Source organism: Flavobacterium frigidum (assembly GCF_048286795.2).
This window is the reverse complement of record NZ_JBLVPT020000003.1, coordinates 252,950-276,478: the sequence shown is the minus strand read 5'-3', so window position 1 is coordinate 276,478 and position 23,529 is coordinate 252,950. Positions and strand designations below refer to the sequence as shown.

At 35.5% G+C, this 23,529-nt stretch carries 22 protein-coding genes; 6 read left to right on the top strand and 16 right to left on the bottom strand.

Annotation, left to right across the window (positions count from 1 at the left end; all coding sequences use genetic code 11):
- The first annotated feature begins 63 nt into the window (after positions 1–63).
- The 3 genes from ACNQGB_RS06385 to ACNQGB_RS06375 all read left to right on the top strand — a co-directional run bounded on the left by ACNQGB_RS06385 (position 64) and on the right by ACNQGB_RS06375 (position 2,352).
- Entirely contained in the window at positions 64–1,572 is a 1,509-nt protein-coding gene (locus ACNQGB_RS06385; protein WP_417946697.1) for a helicase HerA-like domain-containing protein, read from the top strand.
- A gap of 16 nt (positions 1,573–1,588) precedes the next feature.
- Positions 1,589–1,924: a DMT family protein gene (locus tag ACNQGB_RS06380; protein ID WP_417946695.1), complete on the top strand. Its 336-nt coding sequence runs from the start codon at positions 1,589–1,591 to the stop codon at positions 1,922–1,924.
- A 65-nt stretch (positions 1,925–1,989) separates the two neighbouring features.
- Positions 1,990–2,352, top strand: a complete 363-nt coding sequence (locus ACNQGB_RS06375; protein ID WP_417946694.1) for a cupin domain-containing protein — start codon at positions 1,990–1,992, stop codon at positions 2,350–2,352.
- A 58-nt stretch (positions 2,353–2,410) separates the two neighbouring features.
- On the opposite strand, the gene ACNQGB_RS06370 is transcribed toward ACNQGB_RS06375, so the two are convergent.
- Positions 2,411–3,748, bottom strand: a complete 1,338-nt coding sequence (locus ACNQGB_RS06370; RefSeq protein WP_417946692.1) for an FAD-dependent oxidoreductase — start codon at positions 3,746–3,748, stop codon at positions 2,411–2,413.
- Between the two features lie 62 nt (positions 3,749–3,810).
- Positions 3,811–6,201 (bottom strand): penicillin acylase family protein, encoded by a 2,391-nt coding sequence (locus ACNQGB_RS06365; RefSeq protein ID WP_417946718.1) that lies wholly within the window; start codon positions 6,199–6,201, stop codon positions 3,811–3,813.
- Between the two features lie 154 nt (positions 6,202–6,355).
- On the opposite strand from ACNQGB_RS06365, the gene ACNQGB_RS06360 reads away from it, so the two are divergent.
- Together ACNQGB_RS06360 and ACNQGB_RS06355 are read left to right on the top strand one after the other, a co-directional pair.
- The gene (locus ACNQGB_RS06360) at positions 6,356–6,997 is read left to right on the top strand and encodes a flavin reductase family protein (RefSeq protein ID WP_417946691.1); all 642 of its coding nucleotides are present in this window, start codon (positions 6,356–6,358) and stop codon (positions 6,995–6,997) included.
- Between the two features lie 3 nt (positions 6,998–7,000).
- Positions 7,001–8,533, top strand: a complete 1,533-nt coding sequence (locus tag ACNQGB_RS06355; protein WP_472777086.1) for a cryptochrome/photolyase family protein — start codon at positions 7,001–7,003, stop codon at positions 8,531–8,533.
- 69 nt (positions 8,534–8,602) lie between these two features.
- Here the strand turns inward: ACNQGB_RS06355 and ACNQGB_RS06350 are convergent, their stop codons facing one another.
- Both ACNQGB_RS06350 and kynU read right to left on the bottom strand, forming a co-directional pair.
- Positions 8,603–9,022: a YMGG-like glycine zipper-containing protein gene (locus ACNQGB_RS06350; protein WP_417948213.1), complete on the bottom strand. Its 420-nt coding sequence runs from the start codon at positions 9,020–9,022 to the stop codon at positions 8,603–8,605.
- 98 nt (positions 9,023–9,120) lie between these two features.
- A complete protein-coding gene (gene kynU, locus ACNQGB_RS06345) occupies positions 9,121–10,410 on the bottom strand; it encodes a kynureninase (RefSeq protein ID WP_472777085.1) in 1,290 nt (429 codons plus the stop codon).
- 285 nt (positions 10,411–10,695) lie between these two features.
- Here kynU and ACNQGB_RS06340 point away from each other — a divergent pair, with 285 nt between their 5' ends.
- Entirely contained in the window at positions 10,696–10,959 is a 264-nt protein-coding gene (locus ACNQGB_RS06340) for a hypothetical protein (RefSeq protein ID WP_417947389.1), read from the top strand.
- 335 nt (positions 10,960–11,294) lie between these two features.
- On the opposite strand, the gene queA is transcribed toward ACNQGB_RS06340, so the two are convergent.
- The 12 genes from queA to ACNQGB_RS06280 form a co-directional block, all read right to left on the bottom strand.
- On the bottom strand, positions 11,295–12,344 hold the full coding sequence (gene queA / locus ACNQGB_RS06335) for a tRNA preQ1(34) S-adenosylmethionine ribosyltransferase-isomerase QueA (RefSeq protein ID WP_309756256.1): 1,050 nt from the start codon (positions 12,342–12,344) through the stop codon (positions 11,295–11,297).
- A gap of 198 nt (positions 12,345–12,542) precedes the next feature.
- Positions 12,543–13,784: a 3-phosphoshikimate 1-carboxyvinyltransferase gene (gene aroA, locus ACNQGB_RS06330; protein ID WP_417947390.1), complete on the bottom strand. Its 1,242-nt coding sequence runs from the start codon at positions 13,782–13,784 to the stop codon at positions 12,543–12,545.
- Positions 13,785–13,898: 114 nt separating this feature from the next.
- A complete protein-coding gene (locus ACNQGB_RS06325) occupies positions 13,899–14,225 on the bottom strand; it encodes a nucleotide pyrophosphohydrolase (protein WP_417946754.1) in 327 nt (108 codons plus the stop codon).
- On the bottom strand, positions 14,222–15,211 hold the full coding sequence (locus ACNQGB_RS06320; RefSeq protein WP_417946757.1) for a virulence RhuM family protein: 990 nt from the start codon (positions 15,209–15,211) through the stop codon (positions 14,222–14,224). The genes ACNQGB_RS06325 and ACNQGB_RS06320 overlap by 4 nt, the downstream gene beginning before the upstream one ends.
- A 202-nt stretch (positions 15,212–15,413) precedes the next feature.
- Positions 15,414–15,866, bottom strand: a complete 453-nt coding sequence (gene dtd / locus ACNQGB_RS06315) for a D-aminoacyl-tRNA deacylase (protein WP_417946759.1) — start codon at positions 15,864–15,866, stop codon at positions 15,414–15,416.
- A 1-nt stretch (position 15,867) separates the two neighbouring features.
- Positions 15,868–16,287 (bottom strand): four helix bundle protein, encoded by a 420-nt coding sequence (locus tag ACNQGB_RS06310; RefSeq protein WP_417946760.1) that lies wholly within the window; start codon positions 16,285–16,287, stop codon positions 15,868–15,870.
- Positions 16,288–16,318: 31 nt separating this feature from the next.
- Positions 16,319–17,296: a ribosome small subunit-dependent GTPase A gene (rsgA, locus tag ACNQGB_RS06305; protein WP_417946761.1), complete on the bottom strand. Its 978-nt coding sequence runs from the start codon at positions 17,294–17,296 to the stop codon at positions 16,319–16,321.
- Positions 17,297–17,460: 164 nt separating this feature from the next.
- On the bottom strand, positions 17,461–18,543 hold the full coding sequence (locus ACNQGB_RS06300; protein WP_417946762.1) for a chorismate mutase: 1,083 nt from the start codon (positions 18,541–18,543) through the stop codon (positions 17,461–17,463).
- A gap of 115 nt (positions 18,544–18,658) precedes the next feature.
- Entirely contained in the window at positions 18,659–19,513 is an 855-nt protein-coding gene (locus ACNQGB_RS06295) for a prephenate dehydrogenase (RefSeq protein WP_417946764.1), read from the bottom strand.
- Between the two features lie 181 nt (positions 19,514–19,694).
- A complete protein-coding gene (locus ACNQGB_RS06290) occupies positions 19,695–20,840 on the bottom strand; it encodes an aminotransferase class I/II-fold pyridoxal phosphate-dependent enzyme (RefSeq protein WP_417946765.1) in 1,146 nt (381 codons plus the stop codon).
- Positions 20,841–20,907: 67 nt separating this feature from the next.
- Positions 20,908–21,732 (bottom strand): prephenate dehydratase, encoded by an 825-nt coding sequence (locus tag ACNQGB_RS06285; RefSeq protein ID WP_417946766.1) that lies wholly within the window; start codon positions 21,730–21,732, stop codon positions 20,908–20,910.
- Between the two features lie 366 nt (positions 21,733–22,098).
- The gene (locus tag ACNQGB_RS06280) at positions 22,099–23,346 is read right to left on the bottom strand and encodes a dicarboxylate/amino acid:cation symporter (RefSeq protein WP_417946767.1); all 1,248 of its coding nucleotides are present in this window, start codon (positions 23,344–23,346) and stop codon (positions 22,099–22,101) included.
- Between the last annotated feature and the right edge of the window lie 183 nt (positions 23,347–23,529).

The following is a 23,529-nucleotide window of genomic DNA, read 5'->3' as shown; positions in this document are numbered from 1 at the left end:
AACACTAAAATTGTACTTTTATAAAAAAATAATATCTTGCAGTCTATTTAACAAAAACCCATTATGAGCAGGAAAGAAGATTTCATACAACAAATCACTGAAGGATATAGCTCTAAAGGAGAAAGTATCATTCTTGGAGGAGCCTTATTAGATGGAGAAGCATTAGGTAATGCGGCCGTAAAAATACCGTTAAAAACATTAAACCGCCATGGATTAATTGCAGGTGCGACAGGTACGGGAAAGACAAAAACCATTCAAGTACTTTCTGAACAATTATCTTCTTTTGGGATACCGGTATTGATGATGGACATCAAAGGTGATTTTAGCGGAATTGCAAAAGAGGGAGAAGAGAAAGCGTTTATCACGGAGCGCCATGCCAAAATAAACATACCCTATCAAACCGCTAGTTTTCCAGTTGAATTACTAAGTTTATCCGAACAAAATGGGGTTCGGCTTCGCGCAACTGTCTCTGAATTTGGTCCCATTTTGTTTTCCCGAATCTTAAATTTAAATGATACACAAGCAGGAGTTATCGCTGTAATCTTTAAATATTGCGATGATAACAAAATGCCTTTATTGGATTTAAAAGACATCAAAAAAGTCATCAATTTCATCACTGAGGAAGGGAAAGAAGAAATTGAGGAGAATTATGGTAAAATTTCGACCTCGACAACTGGAACTATTTTAAGGAAAATCATCGAATTAGAACAGCAAGGTGCCGAACTATTTTTTGGTGAAAAGTCTTTTGAAATTGCTGATTTAATGCGCTTTGATGAGAATGGAAAGGGATATATTAACATCTTGAGGCTGACTGATATTCAAGACAAACCTAAATTGTTTTCGACATTTATGCTGAGCTTGTTAGCTGAAATCTATCAACAAATGCCCGAGAAAGGAGACGCAGATCAACCCGAATTAGTCATTTTCATTGACGAAGCTCATTTAATTTTTAATGAAGCTAGTACTGCATTATTAGAGCAAATAGAAACTATAGTCAAATTGATCCGTTCGAAAGGAATTGGAATCTACTTTATCACTCAAAACCCAATGGATATTCCAAGTGGAGTACTCGCACAATTGGGACTAAAAATCCAACACGCATTGAGAGCTTTTACCGCCAATGACCGAAAAGCGATTAAACAAACCGCTGATAATTATCCCATTTCTGAATTTTATAAAACTGATGAAGTCATAACTAGCCTTGGGATAGGAGAAGCACTTGTTACCGCTCTAAATGAGAAAGGAATTCCAACTCCGCTTGCAGCGACAATGATGCGTGCTCCTATGAGTCGTATGGACATTTTGACCGAAAGTGAAATTCAAGAAATCAATAGTAAATCGAAACTCGTTAAAAAATACAGTGAACTAATTGATCGTGATAGTGCGTATGAGATTTTGATTAAAAAAATTGATGCCGCAAATGAGCAAACTATAGAAGAAGAAGAAACAAAATCAGAAAGAAACGAACCTAGTACAGTCACAACGCTAGGTAAATCGGCACTAAAAATAGTTACCAGCGCCAGTTTTATCAGAGGTGCTTTTAGTATTTTAGCTAAGATCTTGAAGAAATAACTTTAAATCATATGCAATGAAAGGCATTGTTTCAATAGGATTATTAATCATTACGAATATCTTTATATTTTTAGCTTGGTATGGCCACTTGCAATTTAAGGAATTTAAATCATTAGAAAATATTGGAATATTCGCAACCGTTATGATAACTTGGGCTGTTGCTTTTTTTATATGTCTTTTTCAAGTTCCAGCTAACAAAATTGGGTTCCGAGGTAATGGAGGTCCCTTTTCCTTGCTCGAATTAAAAGTGATTCAAGAAATAATTGCCTTATTTGTTTTCGTAATTTGTTCGACGCTTTTTTTTAAAAACGAAACTTTAGATGGAATCATGCCAAAGGCATTGTATTTTTGATATTGGCCGTTTACTTATATTCAAACAATAAAAAATCAGCAATTTGCATTGCTCAAAAAATAAAAATGAAAAAATACTTTGTACAAACAGCTCCTTTCGTAGTGCCTACAACAGATGGTAAATTAATAGAAGAACATCATGGTGTTGCAGCCACCAACAATCAAGAAATATCCATTGCACATATGATTGCACCTCCAAAATGGAGTGAACCTTTCCAAACGCCAGAATTTGAGGAGTACACCTATATTATTAAAGGTAAAAAACAATTTAGTATTGAAGGGGAAATTATAATACTCGAAGCAGGCCAATCAATATGTATTGAAAGCAACACTCGCGTGCAATACTCAAATCCTTTTGATGAACCCTGCGAATATATTGCTATTTGCAAGCCCGCTTTTGACTTCAATAAAGTACACCGAGAAGATTAATTCATAGAAAAAATAGCAGTCGTCCTTATTGCAAGACAATAGAACTACTGCTGTTTATTTATTGTAGTAACGATATGATTTTATCTTCTACTGCTTTTGTGTTCCAAAGAGTTTCAATATTTTCCATTTTTAAAACCTCTTGCATAATTTCATTTTGATAATCCCCAATAGCCAGAGCTTCGGCATAGGGGCGATCACTAAAAGTCACTCTGCTGTATAATGGAATCCATTTTTCAGGATATTTATCGGAGAACCATTTCTCAATTTTCTTTTGCAATAGAAAATTTTCGTCAGCTGTTTTCGAACTCATTTCTAAAAAATTACGATAGGAAAGTTCGGCAATCGCATCAGCATTGGGCTTACGAGATTTCTGGTACTCAGAGAAAATCGTTTTCCAATCGTCACCATACTTTTCGATCATCTCGTTCAGAATTGAAATATCTTCAAAACCAGAATTCATTCCTTGTCCATAAAACGGAACTATAGCATGACTCGCATCTCCAATAAGTGCCACTTTGTCTTCATAAGTCCACGGATAGCATTTCATTGTAACCAATGTACTGGTAGGATTCTTGAAAAAGTCTTCGGCTAGTTTTGGAATTACATCAATAGTATCTGGTAAGTTTTTTTCAAAAAATACTTCGACTGAAGCTCTAGTTTGCAAGGAATCAAATGAATTTTCTCCTATAAATGGCATAAACAAAGTACATGTAAAACTGCCATCTAAGTTAGCCAAGGCAATCAGCATGTATTCACCACGCGGCCAAATATGAAAAGAATTTTTATCTAATTTATGCGTTCCATCAGCATTCGCTGGAATATTTAATTCTTTATAACCAATAGGTAAGAATTCTTGGGAATAATCAAACATGCTTTGGCGTTGCATGCGGTGACGAATTCTAGAAAAAGCACCATCTGCACCAAAAACCATATCGTACTTTTTATCTTCCCATGCTCCTCGTTCAGTTTCACCAATATGAAGCGTTGCAGTATCCAGCGACACATCCCATATTTTATGCTCAAAAAAGAATTCAGCGCCTGCGGCTTCTGCCAAGTCAATCATCTTCCTATTCAAAATTCCTCTAGAAATCGAGTCGATGGTCTCGCCCTCTTGGCCGTAATTTTGAAAATTAAGCTTATCAACTAAGTGAATTGCTCTTTTATCCATAGGAATGGCAATTTTCCGAATCTCATCTCCTACTCCTACTGCATCTAAAGCTTTCCACCCTCTATTTGACATGGCCAAGTTGATCGAACGACCTGAAAACTGTATTTTTCGAATATCGGGACTTCTGTCGTAAATATGTACTGTATGTCCCGCTTTACGAAGATAAATAGCCAATAAAGATCCTACTAATCCAGAACCTACAACTGCTATTTTTTTATGAGTTTGCATTATTTTATTATCAAAAGTTACGCAAAATTACTGATTTATATTTTTAAGCTCTTTATAAAAAATCAATTTTTACCAGGAATAAAAAGCAATTTTGTTGAAGTTCTAACAATCTCATCTTTATTTAGTAACATTCGCCTGAATTTCCCAGCATTATAAAGCGCTGCTTGGTCGCTGTAATGCGCACTAAACGGATTACCCGATTGTCCTGTTGGCAAAATACTCCAGCTGTTTTCAATATCCGAAAAATCGATAACGCGTCTTGTCGATGGACCGCCTTTTACGGTATAATTCCCATCTGCGGTAAAATCAAAAAATAAATTATTGATTACTTCTGTTGATCCCGAAACTTCAAAAGGCCCCACATTGAAAAAACCTCTCAAAGCGGCTACTTTTCCCAATGGATGCTGATGCTCAACAGTATGAACCTTGTTCCAAGTCCAACTAGAAACAGTGCTTCCTAATTGTTTTTCTAAAGCAGCAACTGACTCTTTAAACGATTGCGATACAACTTGACTTCGAGTTTCCTTTAGATTTTTTGTGCTGATATTATCCCACCATAATGACTTTTCATTTACAATTTGCCGCGCTACAATTTGTTTTATAATGTGTGTCCCTAATAACATTTTGAATTGCTCTGGTCCTAGTTCGTCTTCGAATGTATTTTTAAGATAGGTATAAATCCATTTATTATATAGAGTAGGTGCTAAATCTGTAAGGTTATTAGAGCCTTTCCATTTTTTTAAAACAGCAAGCGCTTCTTTCTCATTGCTGGATAGTGCTTGTTGCGAAAGATTCGAAATTAATTGTTTTACTACTTCTGGAGCGACTGAAGACGTATTGTCATAAATCATTTGACCCACAGCGTCTTTGTCCCAATTTGATTTTGGCTCTAATAATTGTGTAATTCGTTTGGCTCTGTCTTCTGGGAGATAATATCCTGGATAGGAGAACCCATCGACTGGCTCTGGTTGGTTGTTTGCGGAGTAGACATAATTCCATTTTGGATTTACTGCAGACGGATTTTTGGAGAAATCCAAAAATTCTTTTATATCCTCTTTACCACTAGCGCCTTCCAAAATAAAATTAGGATTGACACCTGCTTGATGTTTGTATAACTTACCCGTAGCCCACCAAGCTACGTTCCCCTTCGCATCCCCGTACATAACATTCAATCCAGGAGCGGCGATTAAAGCTACCCCTTTTTGAAAATCAGTTTTGCTTTTTGCGTGCGATAATTCATAAACTGCATCTAGAATTTGTATGGGTTGCTGGGTGTAAATCCAAGATAATGCAACCGGCTTATCGTTCTTTAAACCATCAATCAAGTCATTGACAATAGGACCGTGGCGTGTGATTTTTACATTTAAAACCACATCTGATGAATCCTTGACCTTAATTGCTTTTTTACTTATTTCGTATGCGCTAAAACCATTTGGTGTTTTATACGCTTTGGCATCCTTGGGATTATTTTCTTCCTGATATAAATCGATATCATCATTTTCGAACATCGTTAAGCCATAAGCATAGTCCCGATTATGACCCAACAAAGGGTAAGGAGTTCCAGCCAAATAACTACCATACAATTCAAATTCTGGTGTTACAATATGCGCTTCATACCAAGTACCTGGTTGCGAAAAACCGATGTGTGGATCATTTGCAAAAATGACTTTTCCGTTTTTAGTTTTTTCTGGAGCAATTACCCAACTGTTGCTTCCTATGAAAGGAGAAACTGGTGACTGATCTAAAATTGCAGCCACTGATTTTGATATTGCCGCATATTCTTGAGGTATTTCCTTAGCGTTTTTAATTTTAGTCGTATTGAACGAACCATCTATTCCAAAATCTTTTACATACTCCATTCCATACTTGTTGCGAATATCAGTAAGTAAAGGGTCTGATTTTTGCGCCATCGCAAAGCTAAAAGACATGTATCCAAAAATATTGTAGACATCCGTAATAGTAAACTTCTCCTTTTTTATACCAACCAAACTAAACTCTATTGGCGTTTTACCATCATCCAGATACTGATTGATTCCGTCTAGATAAGCCATTGTTAGTTTATAGCTTTGACTTTTTTTATCCAATACAGCAATGGCCTTTGCAGAGGCTTCTTTGATTCCCAATCCTGCAAAAAATTTATCATTCTTTAAAGCTACTGAACCAAAAATTTCAGACAATCTTCCAGGCGCGATACGGCGCATCAATTCCATTTGCCACAAGCGATCTTGTGCGTGAACATATCCCAGCGCCATCATAGCATCTTGGGAATTGGTGGCATAAATATGTGGCACACCAAACTCATCAAAGTAAACGGTGGTTTCTTCTTGAATGTTCTTTAACTGCAACTCACCTTCATATTTTGGTTTTAAATAAAAACCATAAACTAAGGCTGCTCCCACTACAAAAGCTACTATCAAGATTAAAATAAGAACTGATTTTTTAAATATTTTCATCATTGGATAAATTGAAAAACAAATATATAGGATTTGATAGTTATTTGAACAATTAATTTAAAGGCTCAAATACTTTAGAAATAATATTGTTATTTTGTTTAGTTTATTTTAAATTTAATTAAACAAAAAGTATATTTGTACTAAAATACAAAATATGAAACATATTTCAAGAGAAACTATTTCTCAAATGGAGAAAATCGAAAGATTAAATTTAATTAACTCTTGTACTGGTTATAAATCAGCTAGTCTTTTGGGTACAAAATCCCTTGATGGAAAGACCAATGTGGCTATTTTTAGTAGCGTTACCCATTTAGGGAGTAATCCTGCCATGATTGGTTTTATCATGCGCCCCACTACCGTTCCCAGAGATACCTATAAAAACATTAAAGAAACTGGATATTTTACAATAAACCACATCACAGCAGCTATGATATCTGATGCGCATCATACATCGGCAAACTATGAACTAGGCACTTCAGAATTTGACAAAACCAATTTAGAAGAGGAATATAAAGCAACTATTGATGTTCCATTTGTAAAAGGAAGTCCGGTGCAATTGTATTGCAAATATTTAAATGAATACCATATAAAAGAAAACGATACCATTCACGTGATTGCCTCTATTGAACACTTATTTTTTGAAGAAGAACTAGAGCATAAAGATGGCTGGTTGCAACTAGATAAAGGAAATGTAGTCGCTATAAATGGTCTTGATGGGTATTGCTTACCCAAACTAATTGATCGGTATCAATATGCTCGAAAAGAGATTCCAAGCACATCATTTTTCAAAAAATAAATTATGAAAAAACTTCGGCTCATACTTGGCGATCAATTAAATTCTGAACATTCTTGGTTTAAGCAAATTGATCATGATACTGTTTATGTACTTGCAGAAATGCGTCAGGAAACAGACTATGTTAAGCATCATATTCAAAAAGTGGTCGCGTTTTTCCTTTCGATGCGTAACTTTTACACGTCTTTGCAATCAAAAGGGCATCAAGCAATTTATTATCAAATCAATGCGAATTCGAATCCAAACGATTTGGCAAAAATCATCAACTCTTGTATCGAAAAATACAACATTGAAAAATTTGAATATTTGCTACCCGATGAATACCGACTTGATGTACAACTGCAATCTATAGGTGCAAGTTTGACAATTCCATCAGAGGCATTCGATTCTGAACATTTTTATACTACGAGACACGAACTCGCACAATTTTTTGAAGGTAAAAAGTTATTGCTGATGGAAAATTTCTATCGGAATATGCGCAAAAAACATCATGTCTTGATGGAAGGCTCTACTCCTACAGGCAATCAATGGAACTTTGATCACGACAATCGAAAAAAATACAAAGGTGAAGTTCCAGTTCCCACTGAAAAAAACTTCAACGCTGATGTAACTGAAGTGGTAAGCCAAATAAAAGAAGCTGGTATCCTTACTTTTGGTAATATTGATGAGAAAAAATTTAGTTGGCCCACTTCTCGGGAGCAATCATTACAAGTTTTGGATTATTTCTGTCATCATTTATTAAAACATTTTGGCGATTACGAAGATGCGATGCATACTGATGAAAAGTTCCTATTTCATTCCCGTCTCTCCTTTGCGATGAACAGTAAAATGCTTTCGCCAAAAGAGGTAATCGAAACCGTAATTGCATTTTATCACGCTAATGAAACGACTGTAACTATCTCTCAAGTTGAGGGATTTGTGCGACAAATACTGGGATGGCGCGAATACATTAGAGGAATATACTGGAAGGAAATGCCCAATTATGCCCTAATGAATGTGCTAGAAAATAAAAATAAACTACCTGATTTTTTCTGGACTGGCAAAACCAAAATGAATTGTATGAGTCATGCCATCAATCAGAGTTTAGATGAAGCGTACGCACATCACATTCAGCGGCTTATGGTCATTGGCAATTTTACGTTGCTTACTCAAATTCATCCAGACGAGGTAGACGCGTGGTATCTAGGAGTATATATTGATGCCATTGAATGGGTAGAAATGCCTAACACTCGTGGGATGTCACAATATGCTGATGGTGGAATTATTGCAACAAAACCATATGTTTCCTCTGGAAGTTACATCAATAAAATGAGTAATAATTGTACAAAGTGCCAGTACAATGTAAAAGAGAAATTTGGTGATAAAGCTTGTCCATTTAATACGCTTTACTGGAACTTTCTTGACGAGAAAAAAGACTACTTCAAGGGCAATCAACGAATGGGAATGATGTTGAATTTATTAAAGAAAATTGATCCCGAAGAATTGTTTAAAATTAAAACCAAGGCAAATGAAATCATTGCCAATATGGATTCGTATTAAACGCTATACAAAACGGGTGCTTAAATTCAATATGAAGTTAAGCACCCGTTTTTTATTAGAAAGATAAAATTAATTATTTTTACTTCCATCAATTATAGCTCCTGTTCCAGCGCCAACACCTGCACCCGCAACACCACCAATAATAGCTCCTTGAACTTTTTTCTTGCTAATAATTGCACCTGTAGCTGCTCCAACTCCTGCACCAATTAAAGCGCCTTTAGCTGTACTGCTCATACCTTTCCTTTGTGTAGTAGTTGTAGTCGTAGTAGTCGCTGGTTGTCTAACCACTACAACTTCTTTTTGAGTTTCAATTTTAGCTTCTTCGATTTTCGCCATCTCTACTTGCATGGAATCAATAACTCTTTGTTTTTCCATTTCAACTTTCATCGAATCTACAGTTGCTAATTTAGCTTTTTCAATTTCCATTTTTCCTTGATTTTGACAAGAAACAACAACTGCAGCAAGTAGTATAAAATATAATGCTTTCATAATTTTTTTATTTTGTGATTAATACTTTTACAAAGTAACAATGAAACGGCTAAATATTAGTTATAAAATCGAAATAATTTTTTATACTATTTGAACTTCTATTTATTAAGAATTCCCGCTTTTAATATTTGCCCAAAATGATACATCTCTTCAAAAGAAGAATAGAGAGGAACTGGTGCTAAACGAATTACATTTGGTTCACGCCAATCAGTGATCACACCATTTTTCATAAGGTATTCAAACAAACTTCGTCCTTCGCCATGCAGCAATACGGATAATTGTGAAGCTCTTTCCTCTTGGTTTGAAGGAGTAATGATTTCAAAAGTACTTTCGACCTCTTTGTCTATTTCGTGCAAAATAAATTCTAAATAAGAGGTTATAGCATTTCTTTTTTGAATCAAAGAATCCATTCCTATTTCATCAAACATTTCGACTGATGCCAAATATGGTGCAAGAGATAATATGGGTAAATTACTAATTTGCCAACCATCGGCACCATGAACGGGATCAAAAGTTTGTTCCATCTTGAAACGGCGTTCTTTGTTATGTCCCCACCAACCTGCAAATCTGGGTAACTGTGGATTATTATGGTGTTTTTCATGAATAAAACATCCCGAAGCGTTTCCGGGTCCAGAATTCATATATTTATAACTGCACCAAGATGCAAAATCTACATTCCAATCGTGCAAGTTCAACTTTACATTACCTGCAGCATGCGCTAAATCCCAACCCACATAAGCACCAGCTTCATGACCTGCAGCCGTGATCGTTTTCATATCAAAAACTTGCCCTGTGTAGTAATTGACACCGCCGATTAAAACTAAAGCCAGCTCATTGCCAACTTCTTTTATTTTTGCCAAAACATCTTCTAATCGAATGTTGTGTTCGCCATCGCGCCGCTTAATTTCGACAAGCGCATCCTCAGGATGAAAGCCAACGCTTCGCGAATGAAAATCGACTTGACTCTGAAACATGTATTGATCCGAAGGAAATGCTTTCTCCTCGCAAATAATTTTATATCTGGTTTTTGTAGGTTGGTAAAACGAAACCATCAATAAATGAAGATTGACCGTCAATGTATTCATTACAGTCACTTCACTTGGCAAAGCACCCACAATTTTACTCAATGGTTTGGCAAAACGTTCGTGATAATCCCACCATGGTTTTTCACTGTAAAAATGACCTTCAACAGCCAGATTAGCCCAATCATTCATTACTTCATCTACATACCCTTTTGTTCTTTTGGGTTGTAAACCCAAAGAATTTCCTGTAAAATAAATCACTTTTTTTTCATTCACCTCAGGGAAATGAAATTCTTGCTGATATTTTTGTAAAGGATCTTGTGAATCCATTTTTTTTGCAAATTCAAGGGTATTTTCGAAAGTCATGATTTATATTTTGTTTTGTAAAAGTAGTAAAAAAGGACCGATAGATAAAAGACTTTTAATGGATTGGCAAAACTTAAAAAAGTAAGTATTTGAATGTAAAAAAATAGTTACTACTTTCTATAAGGAACTAAAAAACAACTCCTTATTTTCTCGGAAGTAAATTTTAACACTGATTTTAAAACTACTTTTAACGAAAACGACACGACAAGACAGCACATTTTTACTGGTTTTACGCTCACCCAAAACGTAAATATTCAGTCTGCAGAAGTAAATAAAATTGAATAAATGTCGAGAAAATCATGTGAGTTAAACAACTCTAGTTTAAAGTTTTACTCGAGTCTAGCAGAATACTACGATACCAAACTAGCCACATTAAAAATACAAATGATTGCCGAAGCCACCAAAGATGCCAGTGCTAGAGCCAAAAGTATTGCTGAAAATGCGGATGCCAATTTAGGAAGTTTAAAAAAATCAGACATGGATGTTTTCAAATTACAGGTCAAAACTCCTCTGAAGACTTTCCTATGGTGGTTCGTTCAATATCAATAACAAAATAGATTCTTATTCTTGCATTAGGGAATAAAAGAGATTGAAGATTTTTGATTAACGATTCTTGATTTCAGATTTGGTTATAATTGCGAAATCATAGCAGGTTTTTTATTGTTACAAAATAATACTTTTGTACAAAAATCTCGTTAGATGACAGCTTCGTGTGAGGGATAGTAGCGGCATCCTTTATTTTCTTTCTTTAAGAAAATAAAGATAGAGCGAATAGCCCGACCCGCTTTTTCTGCGGGACACACCCTAAATATCATTTGCAAATAACAAAAAATCTCGCCATTGCTGACGAGATTTTTTTATTTAGAATCTAAAGTGAATTCAGATTAAATGATTAACATAGCATCTCCGTAAGAGTAAAATTGGTATTTTTCTTCGATAGCTTCGGCGTAGGCTTTTTTCATTAAATCATGTCCGCAAAATGCAGAAACCATCATCAATAAAGTAGATTTTGGTGTATGAAAATTAGTAATCATACACGTTGGGATCGCGAAATCATGTGGAGGAAAAACGAATTTATTAGTCCATCCATCAAAAGGATTTAAAGTATTTTGTGATGAAACTGAACTCTCTACCGCACGCATAGATGTTGTCCCTACGGTACAAATACGTTTCTTTTTGGCTTTGGCACTGTTCACAATATCGCAGGCCTCTTGCGTGATTTTTAACTCCTCGGAATCCATTTTATGCTTAGACAAATCCTCCACCTCAACTGGATTGAACGTTCCTAAACCTACGTGAAGTGTAACCTCAGCAAATTTAATTCCTTTGATTTCTAACTTTTTCAATAGGTGTTTAGAAAAGTGTAATCCTGCAGTTGGCGCTGCCACAGAACCTTCTTCCTTTGCATAAATAGTTTGGTAACGCTCTGCATCTTCTGGCGTTACATCTCTAGAAATATATTTTGGAATTGGAGTTTCGCCTAGTTCTGTTAATTTATTTCTAAATTCTTCATACGAACCGTCGTAAAGAAAACGCAATGTTCTACCACGAGATGTCGTGTTGTCAATTACCTCAGCTACTAACGAATCGTCATCACCAAAATATAGTTTATTACCTATCCTGATTTTACGTGCTGGGTCTACTAAAACGTCCCAAAGTCTTTGTTCTGAGTTAAGTTCTCTTAGTAAAAAAACTTCGATTCTAGCACCTGTTTTTTCTTTGTTTCCATACAAACGCGCTGGAAAAACCTTAGTATTATTTAGAATTAAAACATCTCCGTCATCAAAATAATCGATAACATCTTTAAACATTTTATGTTCTATTGTTCCTTTCTTACGATCAATAACCATAAGACGTGCTTCGTCTCTGTTTTCAGCTGGATATTCGGCAAGAAGCTCTTTTGGTAAATCGAATTGAAAGTGTGATAATTTCATCTTAAAAATTTATAAGTTATGAATTATAAGTTACGAGTTAAGCCTCAACAAATTATAATCGTGTGCAAATATACGATTGTGAGATAGGCGTTGTCAAGTGTTTTGCTGTTTATTTTTCCTCACCCCTCCCGAACCCTCAGGACTATCTAAAGGAAAGGGAGAACGAAAACATGTTTTCTTCAATGAATTGAGGGTGTGTTACGAAATTTTGAAACCTAAACTTTTTAAATCTTCCCAAAAATCAGGATACGATTTTGAAACTACTTCGGCGTTTTCTATAACAATTGGCACTTTTAAAGCTAATGGCGCAAATGCCATCGCCATTCTGTGATCGTTATAGGTAGCAATTTTAATATTATGATTGATTTTGTCTGAGGCTACCAGCGTTAAGCTATCATTGGTAACCGATATAGTTGCTCCTAGTTTTGTTAGTTCTATTCGTAGTGCTTCCAGTCTATCGGTTTCTTTGATTTTTAGGGTATGAAGGCCCGTAAGATGGCACCCAATTCCTAATCCTAAGCAGGTTACCACTATGGTTTGCGCGATGTCTGGCGTATTATTTAAGTCTAAGTTTAAATTTTCTGGTTTAAAATCAGACTGTTTAACTAAAGTCATTTTGTTTCCTTGAAAATGCGTATCGACACCCATTTGCTTGTAGATTTCAACCAAAGCCGAATCGCCTTGCAAACTGGTTTCTTTATAACTGCTTAACGATATCGTGCTGTTTTTGGATAAAGCAACAATACTAAAAAAATAAGAGGCTGAGCTCCAATCGGATTCGACAGTCATCACTCTTGAGGCTACTTCTTGTTTTGGATAAACGGTAATGACATTTCCTCCAAAACTAGTTTTGATATCCAAATCATTTAATAATGCCAAAGTCATTTTGATATACGGGACCGAAGTGATTTCGCCAACTAAAGTGATTTCGATACCGTCGTGTAATTTTGGCGCCACTAACAACAACGCAGAAATATATTGACTACTCACATTTGCAGGAATGCCTACTTGAGAACTGGTTGTTTTTTGGCCAATTATTCGAATAGGCGGATATCCTGCTTCTTTCTCGTAAGAGATTTTTGCTCCTAATTGCTCCAATGCTTCCACTAAAACTTTGATCGGACGTTCTTGCATTCGTTGAGAACCAGTTAAAACTACTTCTCGACCTTCGCTAACGGCAAAATAAGCAGTAAGAAATCGCATTGCTGTGCCCGCATGATGAATGTCTATTAATTGTGAGCTGTCAATTGTGAGTTGTGCATTTGCTAAAGCTTTACTCATTACTTCGCTATCATCAGAGTTAGAAGTATTTTCTAAAGTTATATTTGGAAACAACGCTTGTAGCAATAACAACCGATTGGTTTCACTCTTTGAGCCAGTAATATTTAATGATCCGGTTTCAATTGTGTGTTGCGAATCCGTACTTATTTTTAAATTCATATAGCTAATTATGAGTTATGAAGTATGAGTTATAAATTATAGATGTGGACTACTATAATTCATGTTCGCAATTTATCACTCCGAATTTGGAATTCATAATTTATAGTTGACAAATTATTTGAGTTTATCGTTGTTTTTGTGACGATCTTTATCTCTAACGGATTTTAAATCCATTTTTTTATCGAAAGCCGCCTGTAAATCGATACCCGTTTGATTGGCTAAACACAAGACTACAAAAACAACATCGGCAAGCTCCTCGCCTAAATCTTTATTTTTATCACTTTCTTTTTCGGATTGTTCGCCATAACGACGGGCAATGATACGCGCTACTTCACCTACTTCTTCGGAAAGTTGCGCCATATTAGTGAGTTCATTAAAGTAACGAACGCCGTGTTCTTTTATCCAAGTATCTACGTCGAGTTGGGAGTTTTTTAGATTCATTTTTTTATTTTTTTTATTTCTTTATCAAAATCAGAAATTATTTTCTGTGTTTTATTAAAAACTTCATAAGCAGCGATTGCTTTTTTATCCGCTTCTATTTTAGAAATTTTTCCTTTACCATCCAAAACTCTATAATCATTAAAGTTTAGAAATTTATTTACACTTTCAGCCAATTGATTCATCGTAAAAGTATGCTCCCGCGCTATCAAACCTTCTATGTAATCAAAATAACCCGTTACGGTACGTTCTAATTGTTTAATTTCTTTTTCTTGCAAATAGTTTTTAGCAACTACCACATCCGATTTCAAAACCCTACCGTTTGGACTATTTTTCCAAGTCGATAATCCCATATTTTCCTTCGTAGCGTCGGCAGTATTGGCTATTATTTCGGCAGCAGTACTGCCGGTTATTGCAAAATGAAATTTATTTTGGACTGTGGCGTAGAAATTTTTTGTGATATCGGCATGGCTGTCATAGTCAATACTACACTCCGCAAAAATATCCGTTACTTGCTGATAAATTCTCCTTTCGCTCGCTCGAATAGAACGAACTCTTTGTAGTAATTCTTTAAAGTAATCTTTACCAAAAATAGCCTGAGCTTGTTTTAAACGATTGTCGTCTAAAACAAAACCTTTTATAATATATTCCTTTAAAGTTTGGGTTGCCCAAATACGAAATTGTGTAGCTTTGGAAGAATTTACTCTGTAGCCAACTGAAATTATGGCGTCTAAACTATAATGTTTTACTTTATACGTTTTGCCATCAGATGCAGTTGCCGAGAAAACCTCGGTAACTGAATTTTCCTCTAACTCATTACTTTCAAAAATATTTTTTAAGTGCAATGATACATTATCTGTACTGCAATCAAACAATAATGACATTGCTTTTTGTGAAAGCCATACCGTTTCATTTTGCAACAAAACATCGACACGTATTTCTCCGCTTGGTGTAGTGTATAAAACAAACTTTTTTAAATCATCGTTCATTTATTTATATTTTTAAAAATCCTAATTCATAAACCATTGGTTGCAATTTCTCACTCAAATGTTCATAGACTTCTTCAAAGAATTTAAAACTTATTAGCTAAAAATCAATCAATTGTGTATAAAATCGGAACGGATTTTTGTTGCGGAAGTCTTAATTCGTGATTTTCAAAAATAGCACAAATCGTACAATAAACTAGTATATTTACTCTCTATTTTTACTATCAATCATAATGTTTACAGGTCCGTCATTTAGTATTGCTACTTTCATATCGGCACCAAAAACTCCGGTTTGTACTTTTTTACCTAAATCCTTTTGCATTTGAGCAACAAATTCTTCATATAGAGGAACAGCTATTTCTGGCTTGGAAGCTTTGATATAGGAAGGACGATTTCCTTTCTTGGTCAAGGCATGAAGGGTAAATTGGGAGACTATTATAATATCGCCGTCAATGTCTTTTACAGATAAATTCATCACTTCATTTTCATCCCCAAAAATGCGGAGATTCACAATTTTCGACGTCAACCAAGAAATATCTTCAGGAGTATCGCTATCTTCTATACCAACTAAAACCATCAATCCATTTTGGATTTCGGCAACGATTTTAGCATCTATGGTTACAGAGGAGGAAGAAACTCTTTGGATTACTACTTTCAAATTAATTATGAATTATGAATGGTGAATTATGAGTTGTGAAAGCTGAACTATAAGGATAATAGCTATTTTTTAAATTGTTTTTAGTTGAAATTATTATTGAAGCTATGATTTTTTTCAGTTCAACAATATCACTATTCAAAGATTCATATTGTGATTCATTCAGATATTCATATCGAAACAATAATTCCAACCAATAGTCGCTTTCATTGGCTTCTTTTTGTGCAATTGCAAGTTTATGAATAAAATCTAATTTTCTTTCTGCATGTTCTGATTCTCTCACTAATGCCCCAACTGAGGTACCGCTGCGCAGTAGCTGTTTACTGAAAACAAATTCCTTCTTTTCAATACATAAGAATCGATACAACTTTACGATTCGTAACGCAAAATCAAATGATTTTATTTTTATAATATTACTTGCCATAACTCATAATTCATAACTCATAATTGAAATATTACTCCCTCGTTTTATCACTTATAATTCGGTCTTCATTGTGAATATCGGTTCGATAATTTTCATCATCTCCTTCTAGAATTTTAAGATAACTTCTGTAACGAGACCAAGCAATTTCATCTTTTTCCAAAGCGGCTTTGATAGCGCAATGCGGTTCGTCTTTATGCAAACAATTATTGAATTTACACTGATCTTTTAATTTAAAGAACTCGGGAAAATAGCCGCTAATTTCTGCTGGATCCATATCTACAATTCCAAAACCTTTGATTCCAGGAGTATCAATTATCCTAGCATCAAAGGATAGATCATACATTTCTGCAAAAGTCGTCGTATGTTGCCCTTGCTTACTGGCTTCCGATATTGTCTTAGTTTTTAGATGCAAAGTAGGTTCCATAGCATTGACTAAAGTCGATTTCCCAACACCTGAATGTCCAGAAAACATACTCACTTTGCCAATCATCATTGCTTTCAATTCCTCTATACCTTTCATTTCGGTTGAAGAAACGCGCAAACATTTGTATCCAATTTCCTGATACACATGTTGCATGTACAATTGCTCATCTAAGGTAGCTTCGTCAAACGTGTCTATTTTGTTAAAAACTAAAATGGTTTCAATTCCGTATGCTTCGGCAGTTACAAGAAAACGATCTATAAAATTAAATGTAGTTGGCGGATTGTTTATTGTTATCAATAAAAAAACACGATCAATATTTGATGCAATAATATGCATCTGATGGGATAAATTAACCGACTTACGGACAATATAATTTTTTCTTTCGTGGATGTTGTGAATGGTTCCTGTAACAGTATCCGAGGATTCTTCCAATTCATAATCGACAACATCACCTACAGCAATGGGGTTGGTACTTTTGATTCCTTTAATTCGGAATTTCCCTTTCATACGGCATTCTATAAAATCCCCTTGCTCTGATTTTACGGTGTACCAACTTCCTGTAGATTTATAAACGAGTCCTGTCATGTGGCAAAGGTAAAATTTTGTTTCAAGTTTATCCCGACACTTCGGGATAAAGTTTGCAGTTTTTTTGAACTTGTTCCAAACAGAAACTCTTCAACTTCATTAAATCAAAGAGATGACTAATCCTAAATAATCGTTACCGATTAATTAGGATTAGTAATTACAATTTAAGCATTCAACACCTTATCTTGATGGCTAATACTTTCTTGGTGAATGGCTTTGAATAATTTTAAAACAAACTCTTCTGAAAGTCCTTTGGTTTCCCCATCCAAAATCATTTTACCTAATATTTCGTTCCATCGGGTGTTTTGCAATACCGCAACATTGGCCGCTTTCTTCACCACACCTATTTCGTCAGCTACTTTCATTCGTTTTCCTAAAAGCTCCAGCAAAGTAGCATCTAAAACGTCAATGTTAGCTCTTAATTTTTTCATTTTCTGTGTATACTCGTCAGACACATCATTTAGTTTTCTTACTTTCAAATCAATAAAAATTTGTTTCAAAGCATCCGGAGTCACTTGCTGCGCTGCATCACTCCAGGCATTGTCTGGATCAATATGCGTTTCAATAATCATTCCGTCGTAATTCAAATCTAGGGCTTCTTGCGTAACTTCAAGAATCATTTTTCGGTCACCAGTAATATGCGATGGATCAATAATTAAAGGCAAATCTGGAAATTTGTTTTGCAATTCTATAGCAATTTGCCATTCCGGAATATTACGGTATTTGGTTTTCTCATAGGTTGAGAAACCTCTGTGAATTACTCCTAATTTCTCAATTCCAGCATTATACAAACGTTCTACACCACCCAACCACAATGATAAATCTGGATTTACAGGGTTTTTTACCAAAACAATTTTCTTTGTTCCAGCCAATGCGTCAGCAATTTCCTGAACTGCAAATGGGTTTACCGTTGTTCTAGCACCTATCCACAAAACATCAATGTCATATTCTAAAGCTAATTTTACGTGAGCAGCATTGGCTACTTCAGTTCCCATTAGCAAACCTGTTTCTTCTTTGGCTTTCTTCAACCATTTCAAACCTATTTCACCAACGCCTTCAAATCCTCCCGGACGCGTTCTTGGCTTCCAGATTCCTGCTCTAAAAATACTTACATCTGAATCCTTTAATTCATGTGCAATTTTCAATACTTGTTCTTCGGTTTCAGCGCTACATGGCCCTGCTATTACTAATGGGTGGGTCAAATTAAATGCCTCCAACCAGTTTCTCATTTCTTTCTTATTTTCCATCTTTTCTAAATTTTTCGCCACCCCAGCCCTTTCGCCGCAGCGCAAAGGAAACCTCGAGTGGATGATTATTGTTATTAATTATTTTTAGTTGTTTTACTAGTTCCCCCTTCGGGGGTTAGAGGGCTTTCATCCCGTTCAATATTTCTTTTATTTTATTCACGCTCTCCATTTCATTGTAGATCGCCTCGTAATCCTCATCCTCTAAAAGCTCTTTAAATTTAGATAAATTCGAGATGTATTCATTGAGTGTTTTCACGACTTGCTTTCTATTTTGCTTAAAAATGGGTGTCCACATCGCGGGCGAACTTTTAGCAAGACGCACGGTACTTTCAAAACCAGAACCCGCCATATCAAAAATATCCTGCTCGTGTTTCTCCTTGTCAATTACTGTTTTTCCTAACATAAAAGCGCTAATGTGAGACAAATGAGACACATATGCAATATGCTTATCGTGCGATTTTGGATCCATATACCGAATCCGCATTCCCATTTCTTGAAACAACGCCAAGGCACGTTCTTGCAATTTAAAAGTCGTTTTCTCCACCTCACAAATAATGTTTGTTTTTCCTTGAAACAAGCCTTTTATCGCTGCCGATGGTCCCGAAAATTCCGTTCCAGCAATAGGATGCGTAGCTATAAAATTTCTCCTTTTGGGATGATTGGCAATTCCCTCACAAATAGGTAATTTTGTAGAACCAACTTCAAAAACAATCGTTTGGTCACCTATTGCCTCCAAAACTTGAGGCACAACCGTGAGCGCTACATCTACAGGAACCGAAACAATCACAAAATCAGCATGCATTAAGTCTGCAAATGTTGCCACCTCATCAATAACACCCAACTCAATTGCCTGATCCAAATGCTTTTCGTTGGTATCAATCCCATAAATCGTAGCATGGGGATATAAATCTTTAATATCCAACACCATCGAGCCGCCTATCAATCCTATACCTATTACAAATACTTTCATTTTTTTGTTTTTTATCCGAAGCTTGTCCTGCTATCCGTTGCAATCTTTCCTGCCGAACGCCGGCAGCAAAGGATTTCCACTACTATCAGGGCTAGGAAATATCGTTTTTAAGAACATCTATTTTCTTAAAAAAGATTATTATTTTTAAACTCTACGACGTGAAAGATTAATCAAGTCCTTACTAAAATCGACTGATTGCTTCTCTAATTTTTTCTTCTTTGATACATAAAGCAAACCGAATATACCCTTCGCCATTACTCCCAAAAATAGTACCCGGCGTAATAAAAATTGATTTTTCGTGCAAGATCGTATCAATAAAATCGGCAGCCGATGTAACTCCATCGGGCAACTTTGCCCAAACAAATAAACCAACACCTTCTTTGTACACTTTACAACCTAATTTTTCGGCTAACTGTTCAGTAAGGATTCGTCGTTTTTTATAGATTTCGTTCATAGAATCAAACCAAGCTTTTTCGCTTTTAAGTGCTTCAATGGCTCCTTTCTGAATTCCGTAAAACATGCCGCTATCCATATTGCTTTTTACTTTCAAAACCGCATCAATAGCATTGGCATTTCCTAACACCATGCCTACTCTCCAGCCCGCCATGTTAAACGTTTTACTCAAAGAATTCAGTTCTAAAGCCACATCCTTTGCTCCTTTTACCTGTAACAAACTCATCGGATCGTCATTCAAAACAAAACTATACGGATTATCATTCACCAATAAGATTTCATGTTTTGCAGCAAAAGCCACTAATTTTTCAAACAATTCTAAACTCCCTCGAGCTCCTGTTGGCATGTGTGGATACCCAATCCACATGATTTTTACTTTCGTTAAATCCAGTTTTTCTAAGGCTTCAAAATCCGGTTCCCACTGGTTTCCTTCTTTCAAATCATAATAAACGGGCACCGCTCCAACTAAATTCGTCACTGAAGTATAGGTTGGGTATCCCGGATTCGGAATCAAAACGTGATCTCCTTCATTCAAAAAAGCCAGCGAAATATGCATAATCCCTTCCTTAGAACCCATCAAAGGCAAAATTTCTGTTACGGGGTTGAGTGCTACACCATAATTTTTGGCATAAAAATCAGCCATACCCTCACGCAACTCTGGCAATCCCTGATAACTCTGGTACTGATGTGCGTTTTCATCTTGCATAGCGTCAACAATAGCGTCAATTACCGCTTGCGACGGCAGTAAATCTGGGCTTCCAATTCCCATATTAATAATGGGTTTGCCTTCGGCAGCCAGTTGCCTTACTTCTCTCAATTTTGAGGAGAAATAGTATTCTTCAATGGTATTGAGACGCTTTGCTGTGGTAATCATCTTATTGTTTTTTATCCGTTATGCTTTAAATTTTTAACTTGTTTCTAACCTTGGCAAGCCAAGAGCCTCACTTTGTATTCTTATACTCACCCAAGACTTTAAAGTATTCTGCCATAATCATCAATAATGATTTTGCCTTGGCGTAATCTTCATATTTTTCAAAAGTGACATCCACAAAAAAAGAATATTTCCACGGCGTTTCTATTTTTGGCAACGATTGAATCTTAGTTAAATTCAATTTACAATCGCTCATCACGTTTAAAACTGCTGCTAAACTCCCGCGCTTGTGATCCAGTTCAAATTTTATCGATGCTCTGTTAATTTCACTTTTGGAAACAAATGAATTCTCCTTTTTGATAATAACAAAGCGCGTCATGTTGTTTTTAATCGTCTGGATCTCTGGCGCAATAATTTCCAAATTATACATTAATGAAGCTGTTTTACTGGCAATTGCCGCTATTCCTTTCAACTGCTTTTCTTGGATTCTTCGTGCTGTTTCAGCGGTATCTTTATCTTCAACTAACTTTATATGTGGATATTTTTTTAAGAAATCCATACATTGTAATAATGCCATCGGATGCGAATGTACTTCAAGCATTTCTTCAATTTTTTGACCTTTCAACGCCATTAAATTTTGATGAATACTCAAATAATGTTCTCCTATAATGTGTAAATTGTTTTTATCAATTAATGCATAATTAGGAATAATAGGGCCCGCAATAGAGTTTTCGATCGCCATAACCGCTTGATCTGATTTACCTGACATTAAATTGTCGATCAACTCCTCAAAAGACAAACACTCGTCTAGAACAAAATCATGATTGAAATATTCTTGAGCAACTTGATGATGAAATGAACCCGCTATGCCTTGTATTCCGATTATTGTATTCATTATTATTTAGTTTTAAGCAAAAAAAAATCCCGATTTACATCGGGATTGTATATTTATAGTATCAATTTAATTTTTGAATTAAATAACCATACAACAATCCCTTTCGACCTTCCAGAAGAAATAATAAGAATTGCTAAAATAAAATTGGTTACTCAACATGCTATTGCTTTTTGATATTTTTTACATTGCGAATGTATGCAAAATTTACACTTGACCCAAAGAAAAAGTTCATTTTGTTAGACAAAAAAGAGATTCCCTAAAAAACTGGTTATTAATTGTATAATGTTCAATAAATAGCCTTTAAAACACCCATAAAAACAGTTCTATCTGTTGGGTTTTAAAAACAAACTGAATTTATAGACTTTGTTAATCAGATACTTTCTCCCACAACCATTTTTTTCCCTCTGCAATGCGGGTTACTAACATTGCCGAAACTAAATCCCCATTGGCGTTAAGCAATGTAGCCATTGGGTCTACTAATGTTCCTATAATCATAGCGGCGGGCAAGGCTTGCTCCATAGGAAATCCGTAGACTGAAATGGCTAAAATCTCACCTATATACCCACCATTTGGGATTCCGCCTTCTACTACTGATACTATAACTGTGATTCCCAAAGCAACCAATATAGTATAGGGATCCGTAAGGTCTTTTCCAAATAGAGCAAAAATCACCGCTATTTTAACGATCGACGACATGCTCGAACCGTCTTTATGCAGTGGCGCGCCTAGCGGTATTACCACATTCCTGATGTATGCTGGAATATTGATTTTTTCAGCACCTTCAAGATTTGCGGGGATTGTTGCAATACTACTGCAAGTTCCCAATGCCGTCAAGGAAGGCGTTATGTTGTTTTTCCAAAATACTTTAAACCCTAATTTTCCGCCAGCCATGTACGCATACAAACTAAAAAAAACCACAAAGTAAAAAGCGCAAACTGCATAATACAACCCTAATGGTTTTGCGTATGCTCCAAATAGTTGCGGACCAAAAATGCCAACTTGATAGGCAAAATATGCACCCAAACCAATAGGTGCTGTTTTCATTATAAGATTTAATAATTGTTTCATGACTTCATTACCAGAATTCAGAAACCGAATAAAATCCTTCCCTTTTTCGCCCGAGTTCAAACACGCAAATCCTATTAAAAATGAAAATATAATAAGTGCCAACATGTTTTTTCGAGACAAAAGTTCGAAAAAATCACTAGCTGTTAGCAATTGTGTTATCTGCGAGCCTGCGGTTCCTGTTTCGACCATTTCCAAAGGAACCTGAGAAAGAATAAAATCTTGTTGAATTGGAAAAAGCAAAACGCCTACAAGCATCAAGATGGCCGAAACCAATACCGTAAATAAAAAAACTCCGATTACAATTAGAAACAATTTTCCTAACTTTTCCGTCCTTTCTAAACTGGCAATAGAAGAAGCGATGGTGAAAAACACCAAAGGAATTATTGCGGTGAATAATAAATTTAGAAAAATATCACCGAGCGGTTTAATAACGGCAACATCTTTTCCAAAAACCAAACCTAAAATACTCCCCACAAAAATCCCACCGAGCAGCAAAATAATACTGTTGTAATTTTTTAAGAAACTACTTGAAGTCGGGTTTTTCATATTTCTCTTTTTTTAGCGTACCGTAAATATAGAAATCTAAATGCTAGATTCGTAACCTCATTTCTCTTTTTATAACGTATTGCAAGTGAATAGATACTCTTGTTCAAAAAATAATTTAGGAATTAGCAGGACGTCTAACAACAAATTCATTGATTTTCTGTTTACTTTTGCAACAAATATTTC